General features: G+C 51.2%; 14 protein-coding genes and 1 pseudogene. 5 read left to right on the forward strand and 10 right to left on the reverse strand.

Features of this window, described 5'->3' with window-relative positions:
• A partial coding sequence (locus ACQE3D_RS25710) for a hypothetical protein (protein ID WP_427551981.1) occupies nt 1–201 on the forward strand: 201 nt, incomplete at its 5' end.
• 369 nt (nt 202–570) lie between these two features.
• On the opposite strand, the gene ACQE3D_RS25715 is transcribed toward ACQE3D_RS25710, so the two are convergent.
• The 6 genes from ACQE3D_RS25715 to ACQE3D_RS25740 all read right to left on the reverse strand — a co-directional run bounded on the left by ACQE3D_RS25715 (nt 571) and on the right by ACQE3D_RS25740 (nt 5,621).
• Nucleotides 571–894 carry an HU family DNA-binding protein gene (locus tag ACQE3D_RS25715; protein WP_427501822.1) on the reverse strand — a complete coding sequence of 108 codons (324 nt, stop codon included), beginning with the start codon at nt 892–894 and terminating at the stop codon, nt 571–573.
• Nucleotides 895–945: 51 nt separating this feature from the next.
• Nucleotides 946–1,626 (reverse strand): SOS response-associated peptidase, encoded by a 681-nt coding sequence (locus ACQE3D_RS25720; protein WP_427551884.1) that lies wholly within the window; start codon nt 1,624–1,626, stop codon nt 946–948.
• A 170-nt stretch (nt 1,627–1,796) separates the two neighbouring features.
• Complete coding sequence (locus ACQE3D_RS25725) at nt 1,797–2,141, reverse strand: ATP-binding protein (RefSeq protein ID WP_427551885.1); 345 nt, start codon at nt 2,139–2,141, stop codon at nt 1,797–1,799.
• A 222-nt stretch (nt 2,142–2,363) separates the two neighbouring features.
• Nucleotides 2,364–3,332, reverse strand: a complete 969-nt coding sequence (locus ACQE3D_RS25730; protein ID WP_427551886.1) for an ExeA family protein — start codon at nt 3,330–3,332, stop codon at nt 2,364–2,366.
• Entirely contained in the window at nt 3,332–5,002 is a 1,671-nt protein-coding gene (locus ACQE3D_RS25735; RefSeq protein ID WP_427551887.1) for an IS481 family transposase, read from the reverse strand. The genes ACQE3D_RS25730 and ACQE3D_RS25735 overlap by 1 nt, the downstream gene beginning before the upstream one ends.
• Nucleotides 4,992–5,621, reverse strand: a complete 630-nt coding sequence (locus ACQE3D_RS25740; RefSeq protein ID WP_319960966.1) for a recombinase family protein — start codon at nt 5,619–5,621, stop codon at nt 4,992–4,994. The genes ACQE3D_RS25735 and ACQE3D_RS25740 overlap by 11 nt, the downstream gene beginning before the upstream one ends.
• Nucleotides 5,622–5,907: 286 nt before the next feature.
• On the opposite strand from ACQE3D_RS25740, the gene ACQE3D_RS25745 reads away from it, so the two are divergent.
• Nucleotides 5,908–6,243 carry a type II toxin-antitoxin system RelE/ParE family toxin gene (locus ACQE3D_RS25745; protein WP_427551888.1) on the forward strand — a complete coding sequence of 112 codons (336 nt, stop codon included), beginning with the start codon at nt 5,908–5,910 and terminating at the stop codon, nt 6,241–6,243.
• Here the strand turns inward: ACQE3D_RS25745 and ACQE3D_RS25750 are convergent.
• From ACQE3D_RS25750 to ACQE3D_RS25765, 4 genes are all read right to left on the reverse strand, one after another.
• Nucleotides 6,212–7,195 carry an efflux RND transporter permease subunit gene (locus tag ACQE3D_RS25750; protein ID WP_427551982.1) on the reverse strand — a complete coding sequence of 328 codons (984 nt, stop codon included), beginning with the start codon at nt 7,193–7,195 and terminating at the stop codon, nt 6,212–6,214. The genes ACQE3D_RS25745 and ACQE3D_RS25750 overlap by 32 nt on opposite strands.
• The gene (locus tag ACQE3D_RS25755) at nt 7,192–8,385 is read right to left on the reverse strand and encodes an efflux RND transporter periplasmic adaptor subunit (protein ID WP_427551881.1); all 1,194 of its coding nucleotides are present in this window, start codon (nt 8,383–8,385) and stop codon (nt 7,192–7,194) included. The genes ACQE3D_RS25750 and ACQE3D_RS25755 overlap by 4 nt, the downstream gene beginning before the upstream one ends.
• Nucleotides 8,382–9,005: a TetR/AcrR family transcriptional regulator gene (locus ACQE3D_RS25760; protein WP_427551882.1), complete on the reverse strand. Its 624-nt coding sequence runs from the start codon at nt 9,003–9,005 to the stop codon at nt 8,382–8,384. The genes ACQE3D_RS25755 and ACQE3D_RS25760 overlap by 4 nt, the downstream gene beginning before the upstream one ends.
• Before the next feature lie 455 nt (nt 9,006–9,460).
• Nucleotides 9,461–10,039, reverse strand: a complete 579-nt coding sequence (locus tag ACQE3D_RS25765; protein WP_427551883.1) for an N-acetyltransferase family protein — start codon at nt 10,037–10,039, stop codon at nt 9,461–9,463.
• A gap of 66 nt (nt 10,040–10,105) precedes the next feature.
• On the opposite strand from ACQE3D_RS25765, the gene ACQE3D_RS25770 reads away from it, so the two are divergent.
• The 3 genes and pseudogenes from ACQE3D_RS25770 to ACQE3D_RS25780 all read left to right on the forward strand — a co-directional run bounded on the left by ACQE3D_RS25770 (nt 10,106) and on the right by ACQE3D_RS25780 (nt 11,993).
• Nucleotides 10,106–10,231, forward strand: a complete 126-nt coding sequence (locus tag ACQE3D_RS25770) for a KfrB domain-containing protein (protein ID WP_427551976.1) — start codon at nt 10,106–10,108, stop codon at nt 10,229–10,231.
• A 100-nt stretch (nt 10,232–10,331) separates the two neighbouring features.
• Nucleotides 10,332–10,830, forward strand: a pseudogene (locus ACQE3D_RS25775) (tyrosine-type recombinase/integrase); the annotation flags it as partial.
• Between the two features lie 563 nt (nt 10,831–11,393).
• Nucleotides 11,394–11,993 carry a DMP19 family protein gene (locus ACQE3D_RS25780; protein WP_313730682.1) on the forward strand — a complete coding sequence of 200 codons (600 nt, stop codon included), beginning with the start codon at nt 11,394–11,396 and terminating at the stop codon, nt 11,991–11,993.
• The last annotated feature ends 193 nt before the right edge of the window (nt 11,994–12,186 follow it).

Genomic DNA, 12,186 nt, shown 5'->3' on the forward strand with positions numbered 1-12,186 from the left:
GTGCTTGAGCTTTCCGAGAGCGAACTTAGTCGTCCGGTGCGTGAGGTCGCGGCAGAGAGAGCGCCAGGCATGGAGTATTTTTTAGAGGTTTTCGTCGCGCTTGAGGTTGTTGAGGGGATGCGATTGAGTCAGCCACACCAAGAGTTAACCATTGAGCAGATTGTTGAGAGAGTCATTTATTATGGCGAGTATGACGCCTAACCATTCGCGGCAGCGAACGTCGACTGGCCATCGCAGTGCATTCGACGCGTCTCGGGGCCTCCGCCGCCAAGCCTGGCTTGTTGAACGACAGCTTTCTGTAATACAGCCGCCATGCACTGAAATACTTGAGTGTCTCTGATTGGCCGATTGGGTGAGATCGCCAACGGCGGCTATGTAGACTTCCGGTTAGACACCTCGATTTGGCTTACTGGCCGCTTTGGAGAAACACGAGTGGAAAAAATGGGCGGTTCTATTGCTTCGGTCTGTACCTTGCCTTCAAGAAGTTTAAACGTTAGCAACAGGAGTCGCTAGCTCACTATACCGGCCATCTACTGTCAGTCGATCCTGCTCGTCGACTGACTGCTAATTTCAAAGAAGGTTTTTTAGACCTTTGCCGGCTTTGAACGAGGGCAATTTAGCGGCTGCTATGGTGATTACTTCGCCGGTTTGTGGATTGCGGCCGCTACGTTCGGCGCGGTCTTTCGCCTCAAAGGAACCGAAGCCCATAAGTGAGACGGAGTCACCGGCTTTCAATGCGGATTGAATGGATTGGATAAGCCCATCCAAAGCGCGGCCTGCGTCTGCTTTGGTCAGTTTGGCGTGGCTGGCGATGGCATCAATGAGTTCAGATTTATTCATATCGGTTTGCTCCTGACGATGAAGGCAGTTGAGTGACGAATTTGCTAGCCTGATTGAGATTGCGCGAGATTATTGTAGTCAGAAAATTCAGTGATTACTTCCAGGCTAATGGTGCGCATTTTGTTCGGCAGAAGGTTCAATACATTTTGCATCATCATGCTGGGGTTTATTGACCCAATCGCTGACCGCTGTCAGGGTGATGTCGGCATAAGCATCGTTTTCGAGTAACGACAATACCGTGTCGGCTCCGGCGGCTTTGTCCAACCAAGCATGATATTGATCGGGCGGAATAATCACCGGCATGCGTTCGTGAACGGTTTGCATCCGGACGTTGGCGGCGGTGGTAATGATGGTGCAGGAATACAAAGCCTCCTGACCTGATTTCCACTGCTCCCACAGACCGGCAAAGGCGAACAAGCCTCGATCGGCGCGGTGTATGTGAAAAGCCTGTTTGCCGTCCGCGCGCTTTTGCCATTCAAAATAGCCGTCGGTGGGAATCAAACACCGTTGGTGTTTTACGGCTTCCCGAAAGGCCGGCTTTTCGGTAAGGGTCTCCCGGCGGGCGTTGCTCAATTTCCAGCCGATCTTGCGATCCTTGGCCCAAGGCGGTACCAAGCCCCACCACAAATTCACGGCTTTGCGCGTCCCGTCGGCGCGCTCGACGATATTCAGAATTTTCTGGCCGGGCGGAATGTTGTAACGGGGTTGCATGCGAATCGACTTCAGCACCTGGAAATGCTCGGCCAGTGCTTCGCTGGTTGCGGTCAAGCTGTAACGGCCACACATGGGTATAGGCTCCGCAACATGATTAGAACAAATATAGAACAATTCCGGTTTCGACGGTAGACTGCGTAATTGCATTTACTTGCACACCCAAGTGCAGAGCATCTGCACACCTAGGTGCATCACTTGCACACCCTTGGCCTGAAGGATGCGCAAGCAATGGGTTTAGGCCTCTAGGCTGTGTTTTTACCTTTCAACTTCCGCATTGATTCTCCTTTGAGTTCTATCGGATGCGCCCGATGGACGATCCGGTCCAAAATTGCGTCGGCGACCGTGGCGTCTTCGAACAATTCATACCATTTATTGGTTGGATATTGACTGGTGAGGATTAAGGAACCAACCATCGACTGCTGATCCAGGATTTCTAAAAGTATTGGCCCTAATTGAGCGGGTACGCCGCCAATACCAACATCGTCAATGATCAATAACGATGCACTAACCAGTTGACGACGTAGTTTCGGCAAGCTGCCGTCGGCCAGCCCCACGGTCAAGTTTTCAAACAAACGCGTTGCGGTCATATAAAGCGTACCTAACTGTAGTTTCTTGATTTCATAACCGGCTTTTCTTGCACTTATCCGGCATTTTCATCTCAAATTAACTGACTCTATAAAATCACTTTTTCTCACATTAATTGCACAGGGCGGTTTTCTTTCTCGCATTAAATGATTTTATCGAGTTGGATTTCTCGCTTTATTTGATTCTATCCTACGCCCATAAACGATAAATTGAAGGCGCGAGCTTTATAAAATCCCCAGCTTATGGATTTCCTTGTTAAAATCCTCAGCCCGTGCTGCTGGCAATTGTCCGTTGAAATACGCCTTGATTTCGCCCCGCCTGGCATTCAGATGTTCGCACAAAGCCGTAGTGTTATACCCATGCCGGGCCAGTTTGGGTTCCAGCGTGTTTAAGTCGGGCGATAATACGGTTTCGACAATCTCCACATCGACCGGTTTTGTGCCTGTGGTGGCACCCTTGATCAAGGCGAGCGTCAGGTAATGGCAGATTTGCAACGGCGTGATCAGCCGTTCCGCCAAGAGATTGATCGCGTCGGGGGTCACGATGTCATGGACGGCTGTTTTCGGTTTGCTGCAATGCGTCAACACCCATTCGATATACTTCTGTTTCTGTTGCCCCCAACTGTCCAAGCTAAACAATTTAGCCCGCGCACCGATTTCTTCCATGGTCGGCTTGTTGAGGTCATTGCCCAGTTTTGGGTGGCCGACCATGATAATGGTCAAGATGCCTTTGGCATCCTCAATGGTTTCAATCAATTGTTTTAGCGCAATCAAGGTGCGCCAATGGAGATCATGGGCGCCATCGATGAAGAACGCGATAGGCTTGTTGATTTTACGGATCAGTTCTTGGAGTTTCCTTTCCCTGATCTCGGCTTGGGTAGGCACCTTAAAATCCTTTGGGGTGGGCAAATCGGCGAATAGCGCGGCATATAAGGTGTTAATGTTGACGCGGCGCTTGTCGGTCGCCAACGACTTGGCGACAACCACCTGGTTGTTTTTCTTTAAGCCATCCTGAAAATGCCGGATAACCCGAGTCTTGCCAACGCCGACGATGCCGGTCAAGGTAATGATGCCGCCTGACATGACGGCGGCTTCAAGGCTATGCAAAACACTTTTAAAGGCTTCAGTCTCAAAGTAGTCGGCTTTATCCAAATCCTTGGCCAAGCCATAGTATTGCATCATTTCACCGTACATCAGTCACCTCCCGAATGCCCGGCCGAGCTTAAAGTAAAATACGCGCGAATTTTGTCCAGCACCGTCTTCTTGTCCAATGTCTCATCGAGGATCGTATTGATGGCGGCTATTTGCAGGTCGGTCAACCGGGACAAGGGTTTGCCGAGATAATCTGCAATGGCAGTCTTGGCATCCAACTTGTTTTTGAATATGGTAGGTTGCAGGAATGGGCTGTCATCGAATGGCATCGATTTGGGTTTTTCCATCTGGACGATATTGGCTTGGGCCAACAGGGCTTGGTCGCTGCCGTTAATGCCGGACAATGCGGAACGTGGCAAGCTGAGCGTTTTTGCCAATTCCCCGATCCGATCCGCTTTTAGCTCAACGCAGCTCTTTTTGTGTTTCCGGAACTTGCCGAACGGGATCGGCCCCTCTTCAGGATAGAAAGGCCCTTGTTTCTCGTCATTGAACTCAACATAGAGTTCGTTATCAAAAATCCCCCAAAGCAAGGTGATGTCTTGCCCCGCCATGTCATGGCTTAATTGATAGCGGATGCCGTCAATACCGACGCAGGCGTTGCTGTCCGCCTTGCGCTGTTCCGGTTCACGGGCGAAAGTGCGGAAGCGATCCCACGAACACATTTCCCTAAACCCTTGCGACGGCAGATTTTGTAGCCAATCCGCCATACGGGAATGGTCTTCATAGCGGTGATCCATCGCGTTATATTCCTCTAAATACCTGTGTAACCAGGCATTAGCTTCTTCCAGCGTTTCCGGCTGCTGGAGATGGTAAAGGGTTTCCAAGGAAGATTTGATGGTCAGGAAAGAACGTTCCACTTTGCCCTTGGATCGTGAGGTGGTGCGCCTTCCATCGCTGCCCCTTGGCATATGTACCCGCACTTCGATGCCCAGTTGCTTCATAACCCACAAGAACACCCGGCTTTTAGACACCGGGCCGGCATCCATATAAATGACCGAAGGGATGCCCTGGAATGGGTTGTTCTTGTCCTTCTTGGCGGACATCGCATTAAACAGGAACAATAGCGCGGTTATCACGTCTTCGCCTTTTACCAAATGGTATTCCTGGTAACAAACCCCGCTCCGGTCATCGGTAACACCGGCCAAAGCCAGATATTCCGAACCCTCTTTTAGCGTTTTGCCGAAAAATTCCGGCTTTTTCAAGTCTGACGGCGAGAAATCAAATTGCCAGCACTCATTGCTAAAGGTTGCCTGGAAGGGCGTCCAGGGTGGCTCTATGGTCAGGGTGCGGTTGTCGTATCCCCATTGTTTCAGATAACGGCTGACCGTGCTGAGCTTGAGCAGGCCGGATTCGACTTTAACCAATCCCTCCGCCGTTTCAATGCCCGACTTTTCGAGGATTCCAATACAAGCCTTGGTCGATAAGCGCCGTCCTTTTTTGCTGGTCGTCCGAAGTTTCAGCGCCGCAATCAATTCGCAGTAACGGCGCATGTCTACCGCGGGCAGGCTTCTTGATGTATTGTAATCGCTGCGGTGGGTCAAATATGGCAGTTGATGCGTGCGTAATTGTCGCCGGACAGTGGATGCCGAAATCCCAAATGCTTCGCAGGTTGCCTCAACAAGGTCTTTGCGTTGGGTATCCCTTGGGGACAGCGCATCCAGTTGGTTTTGAAGTGCTATCAGTACCTCAAAAGGGAGGCGTTTACGCGGCACGAACCCTGTCCCGTTTAGGCCGACTGATGCCGTGCTTGCTCATCCAGTTGCGCAAATTGGCGGAAGTGGTGCCATATCGACCGGCAATAAAAAATAGGGTTGCGCCATTTGCAAGCAAAGCTTCAATTTCAGGGCGGAACGGGTCGAGCTTGCTCTTGCCCGGCCCTTTGGGGCGGCCTAACGTCATACCGGCGGCTTTTTTGGCACGCAAGGCTTCTGTTGTGCGCTGCGAGATCAAATCGCGTTCAATTTCGGCAGCCATGGAAAACGCCATTGCGACGATCTTGCTTTGGATGCTTTGGTCAAGCCGCCAATTGCCTTTCACCGAATAGACATGGACACCGCGTTCCATCGCAATCGACAAAATTTCCATGCACTCCAACATACTTCGCCCCAAGCGGGACATTTCGCTGACCACTAAATTATCTCCCGTTTGAAGGTCTTCGATGACTTGGGCAATCTTGCGTTTGCGCCAGGAGATTTTGCCGGAGGCTTTTTCTTCAGTGAATTTGACCTGACCCAGATTGTGGTGATTGGCCAGCACCAAAATATCTGCCTTGTTTTTCTCCAAGTCCTGGTCTGCGGTCGATACCCGTAAATAACCGATCGTTTGTGCCATCAATTTGCCTAAAATGCCTATAAAATCATCAAAGGTAATGAAAACCCTAAAAACAGGTTTTATAATAACCAAAAATGGATTGAAAACACAGTGCTTTTCTTTAACTAAAGCGGATAGCAAAAACGTTCGTTTTTAATGATGTTTATTGCCATCATAACCCCCAAAAAATTCAAATGCAGTTGGCAAACACCAACCCAATAAACCAGCTATCGGCTTTCAGTTTCCTGATGGATAATTTGCATTATGTTGTCATATCTGACTACAATAATCGGAGCAAGGAGCGCGTATGACAGAAAAGACAAGGCCGATTTCATGGATCAAGGCGGCCCGGAAGGATTTTGAAGATTTTCCCATGCCGGTGCAGCTAGAAGCCAACCGCGCACTGACTGTCGCGGCGGAAGGGCGTAAGGCCGACAATGTGAAACCGTTGAAGGGCTTCGACAGCGGTATTATGGAAATTGTTCTGCGCCACCGTGGGGATGCTTTCCGCGTTGTTTATGCCGTGCAAATTGGGGTCGTCTCAGAATTCGGAAAAAATCGTACGCTAAGTGAGCGGCTGGCTACCAGAGATGCGATTGTGAAACACTTCGTCATTTATGGTATTTTGCTAAAACTGGCTTGAGCGTGCAGGCTCCAAGCTCACAAAAGGGGGTAGCCATGATCGGCTCGATTGGTTCGTATTCCACAACCCAGGCAGGCGGCGCGGCGGCTTTCGCTAACCCAATGGCGTCTTCTCCGCTGTAACGGAACTTGGGTGTCATGGGTTCGGCGTAACCGCGATAAACCCGGGCGATGTCGCCCAGCCGGAACTGCCGACCATTGGCTTCGATGCCGATTTCGCGTATCGCCTCGACCGATTTCAAGTCGCCGCTGACGCGCAGGTAGAGCTTATCGCTGGCTGTGTCGATGCTGCCGGCGGGATTCAGGCCGTTCTGCTCGCGCAGGGTCTTGGCGATGATCATCGGGTCTATGCCCAGCGTTGCCAATTTACGGTGAGAAGCCTCGATATAGACCTTCTCTTGCTGGACGCCGATCAAATCGACCTTGGCGACACTGGGAATTCTCAGCAGCTCCTGGCGCACGTCGTCCACGGCGTCCTTTAGTTCGGCATGAGTAAAGCCGTCGGCAGTGAAAGCGTAAATCGTGCCGTAGGTGTCGCCGAACTCGTCGTTGAAAAACGGCCCGCGCACGCCCTCTGGCAGCGTATGGGCGATGTCTTTCAGTTTCTTCCTCACCTGATACCAGGCATCGGGCACTTGTGCATTGGGGGCATATTCCTTGAGGTTGACGAAGATGAAGCAGCGGCCGGACTCGGAGTAACTCTTCACGTAATCCAGCCAGGGCGTCTCCTGCAATTTCTTTTCCAGGCGATCGGTCACCTGTTGTTCCATCTCCCGCGCCGTCGCCCCCGGCCATTCGGCGCTGACGACCATGGTCCTGATGGTGAAATCCGGATCTTCGGCTCGTCCCAGCGTGAAATAAGCTAGCGTTCCAGCCAAGGAGACGGCCACCAACAAATAGGCAATGAAAGACTGATGGCGCAAGGCCCAGTCGGACAGATTCAATGACTTCATGGGCTAACTCCCAACAGGCGTACCTTCTGCCCCGCAACCAGCTTATGCACGCCGGCGGTAACGATGGTTTCGCCCTCGACTACCCCTTCAATCAATTTGGCATTCTCGCTGTCGTATCCTGCCACGGTGACGGCGCGCGGACTAACGGTTTTGGTCGCAGGATCAAACACCCATACCGACGCTTTACCGTTATCTTGGCTCAGTGCCGTCAATGGCAGACTAACTGCGGGCCGTGCGTCGTCTTTTTGTACATGCACGGTGGCGGTCATGCCCAAGCTGACACCGGCGTCGGCGTCGGCGAGCGATACCTTGGCAGTATAAGTCCGCAGTACCTCATCCACGCCCGGCGAGACCTCTCGGAGCCGGCCCTGGTAGAACTGTTCGGGCTGCGCCCACAGATTGACCTTGATAGAAGTGGCGGTACGTAAGTCCTGTAAGCGGTTTTCCGGCACGCTGATCACGACTTCCTTTTCGTCGGTTTGCGCCAAACGAACGATAGCCTGACCGGCGGTGATGATTTGTCCCGGCTCGGCATCGACGGCGGTGATGACGCCGGCACGGTCGGCCCGCAGTTCCGCGTAGGCGGATTTGCGAGCATAACTTCCCAACGAGGCGTGCAAGGCAGCGACGCGGGCTTCGGCGCTACGAACCTGGTCGCGGCGACGCTCCAAGGCGGCCGGACTGGCCAGATCTTTTTCCTGCAGATTGGCGAGATGGCCCAGATCCTTACGGGCCTGATCCAGCTCGGCCTGCGCCGCGGCCAGTTGCGCCTCGGCCCCGGCTTCGTCCAAACGCACGTCGGCTTGATCCAAGGTCGCCAATAATTGGCCTCGTTCAACGGTCGCTCCCACGTCCACCAGACGCTTGACGAGTTTGCCGCCAACCTGGAAAGCCAAGGGACTCTCGTGTCTAGCCCTGATTTCGCCGGAATAACGGGCGGTGGTTGCCGTTTGCCGGTATTGCGCCTCGACCACTCGAACCGGTCGAGGCGGGGGCTCGGCCGTCTTGGATTCTGAACAGGCCGTCAGAAAAATTGCGCTTAAGGCTGCCATAGCAATGAGTTTGGCATGCCAATCTAGCGATAGATGCGTCGCTTGGGTTACGACCGCATGGGCGCAGAAGGTTCGGCTACAAATGAAACTGTTGCCGAACCTAGCGTAACCCGAGAACATCAAAACCTTGTGATTCATCGTTGCACTCCTCTGATCATCGCGTTAATGGTCATTTTGGCGGTATCTTCGACACTACGCCACTCTATCCAGGGGTCGCCGTAAAGGTTGATATGAATGGCGACGACGCCGTGCGTGCCAGCCCAGAAAGCTTGTGCCAACAAATGGGGATCGGTAAATTCGGGAGCCAGCAATTGCTTTGCGATGGCATCTTCAAACGTATTCAACAGCAGCAGGTAAGCGTCGGTCTCCGGCTTGCCGTGCCCCATTTCAGCCAGTTGTTCCACTTCATGCAGCCGGTTGCTCATAAACATCAGCCGAAAGTGATTGGGATACTCGATGCCGAATGTCACGTAAGCCATCCCGGTCTTACGCAGCCGCTCCAGCGGCTCTGGCTCGTCGGCAGCGTTTTGGATCGCCTGCATCAACGACATCATATCCAACCGGCACAGTTCTCGAATCAAGGCATCCTTGTCCTTGAAATGGAGATAAATAGTGGTGGGAGAATATTCAATTTCCTCGGCAACGCGGCGCATCGTCACTGCGTCGTAACCTTCGCTGGCAAACAACCAGCGCGCCGCATCGAGAATTTTGTTGCGGACTTTCAGGCGATCCCGCTCACGCCGTTCGGATATGCTCATAAACACCATTTATTTACTTAACGGTGTTATCTTAGTAATCGTAGTTATGTTTTGTCAAGCAAACAATCTCAAGCTGGCTTAGTAGTTTTGAGAAACGGGCATTTGATCACATCAATGCGATTTACAGGTTAGAGGGAGCTTTGTAGAAAAAGGAATACACCGGATGTCCGCAATATGAGGAGCTTCGACCGGTCACCGATGCAATTTTTTGGCGGAGTGAACGCTCTACATGTCTTCAAGCTGAAATCGCTCCAGCTATTTCCTTAGTGGCTGGAAACATCTGGAGAATGAGGAACCCAAGCTTACGCTGCAGTTGGCAAACCAAGCGATGGCGTATATAAATGTAGGAAGTATTTGCAGAGGGCAAGCCCTGAGGGGGGAAGCCGTTGGTTCCGGGCGCTGGTTGCGGAAAACGCCTGATCGCTAATGTGGTAGCGGTTATGGGTGCGGTCCTGTCACCCCGATTCGATCCAATCCGTTAAAGAAAATAAGTCCCCATTAACGGTTAAATCCATTCGATAACGGTCAATTTCACATACCCCACTGGCGCCTAGCCTGCTTAGCCAACTAAACATGACTGAGTTATCGGCAAGAACAAAACCTCTTAATATCTCTATGCCTTTTTTACTGGCGATCCGATCGAGCATTGCCAGTAGAACAGTTCCAAGCCCCCGATGTTGATAACTATCGATGACTACCAGAGCAAACTCGGCTATCGTGGGCTGATCCTGAATACGGATAAACCGAGCAATCCCAACGCCCTGATGTTCAGGCTCATTATGTGCGTGTGCAATCCACGCAATATGATCGTGTTGATCGATTTCTGTAAAATGATGCAACTGGATATCGGATAGTTTCGCGATGGGGGAAAAGAAACGGAAGTAGCGCGATTTCAAGGATAAAGCCAGCATGCCTTGTTGTATAGTTTCTTTGTCGTCAGGCCGGACAGGCCTAAAATCGACCAGTTCACCATCCCGCATTGGCAGGGTAAATTCTTTGAAGTTGTCGATACTGCTAAGATACTGGTCATTCATTTTACGATCTGGATGGAAATTATCTTTAATAGCAACACTATAAAGGACGCCTAACCGGTTCGGTCAATCGTCGATCAACCTTATGTGCTTCAAGCCCACGGCAAAACCATTATCCGGCATGAGCAAAGCTTGCTTAGCACTGTGCGGGCACTAGGCGAAAAAAACCCGATTAGTTACCGTCGAGGACGTTGACAACTGAGCCGGTGCAAGTCAGGCCCGATCAGCCCCGTTCCAAAGGGTTAGTCACGGTAGTATGACAATAATCTCCTAAAACCACTGTTTGGAGACTGTCATGAACCCAGTAAATCAAAACGCGCAACATGATCCTTGGAACAAAGGCAAGTTGATTGGCCAGAAGTCACCACTAAAATTAAAGGAAATTTGGGCCATACGTATTCGTTTGCAGATGGCCAAAAATACCCGCGAACTGGCGCTCTTCAACCTCGCTATTGATAGCAAGCTTCGGGGATGCGATTTGGTCAAGCTTAAAGTTTGCGACGTTGCCCAAGGTGGCCGGGTATCATCACGCGCAATGATAATGCAGCAGAAAACGCATCGACCAGTTCAATTTGAGATAACGGAACAAACCAGAGACTCTTTGGCCAATTGGATTAGTCAGGCGCAACTAAAATCCGATCAGTACCTTTTTCCCAAGTCGAATTCATCATTCGCCACACCTTTCGACGCGGCAATATGCTCGAATAGTTGAACATTGGGTGACCTCTATTGGTCTTGATCCCGCTGCTTATGGCACACATACCATGAGACGGACAAAAGCGACCTTAATTTACCATTGACCAGGTCTTTGACGCGGTAGCCATCTCGGGATGAGATTGGAGCCAGATCGCCCCGTCGGCGTGATGCCGGTTGACAGCTCGCTTCGCGCGACAAGGTTAACAGGGCAACGTTGCGAAAACGGCACATGACGCTCTGGCACTAACTATTGGTGCGTATTCGCATAACATTAATTATGTTAAATCCATAAATTTCCCGGAGCGTATTTATAATGAAAACAAGGACTTGGCCACTGAATCGCTGCATATCGGGCCGCGTATTCCGCTGGTGGACCTTTGGGCCTAGCGGTCACTCCCATAGCCGCTGGTCGAAATACCCAAATGATCGGTGTCAGCCTGCCAAACCGGTTCTAGGCGATACCGGTGACTTTTTCCGCCCATGACCTCAACGAAGGGCCGTTATTGGGCAAGCCATTGAAAGTAGTCTTCGGCTGGACTCGACCCATTGCGGTCCATCGCTTAGTTTGATCCAATGGCGGCTAATTGATCATTACCGGCCATTATTTGTAGTCGCCGATGATATACATAAATCGTCTAATTACTAGTTAGAAGTCCACACTATGTCAGACCGTGTTCCTTGCCCAGCCTGCGGAGCGCCCATTCTTCTTTCTACCGCAGAAAAGAACGGCGGCCTTTGTATGCCCTGCAAAGGTGGATATCGGAAAAGTATTGATGCATCGAAAATCAGGTACGAGCAAGACAAGAGATTCCGAGAAAGTTCTGAACACAAACACTGGCAATGGCTTGTCGATCAAGTCCATAACACAGAAACTGGTTTTTCAGGTTTATCTCATGGGAACCAACTTTACTTCGCAACAAACTTGGTGAGCGGCGAGGTATACAACGGCGGCTTTGATCAATACTTTCACAACAGTTCGGCTGATTACTTTAGGTTTGCCGTTGAGGGGTTAATGGCAATAGGTGCATCAAAAAGTCTCGCCCTCCTGACGGAAGCGAAGAAAATGTTTTTTGGAGACGCTGAGGTTCCTTCCGATACCTGCGAACGGCGTAGTATTCTGCGTGCTACGGATAGTGAAGCTCAAGTCAAACGAGATAAAGAACTGGATGTTCTTGATCGAGCATTTTGGGCAGACCCTGACAAACTTGGTAAGCGCATGAGTCAATTCGCAAAAGACAATGAACTACATAAAAACTTCTAACCTTACGTTCAAGTTGGCTCTCTCCGGTCGCAGGGACGCGCCTTCGGCCCACGGCTAGCGTTACTATATGGACTCTCTTAGGCGACAAATGCATCTCCGCGAAGCAATAGCTAGATTGAGTGACTGGCCAGAGATGGCCATGATTTTTGCCGAGCGAATTGGTGGCGAGTTTCGACCAGAGTCAGGAGCCGTC

Source organism: Methylomonas sp. MS20 (assembly GCF_050275925.1).
Classification (GTDB): Bacteria; Pseudomonadota; Gammaproteobacteria; order Methylococcales; family Methylomonadaceae; genus Methylomonas; species Methylomonas koyamae_A.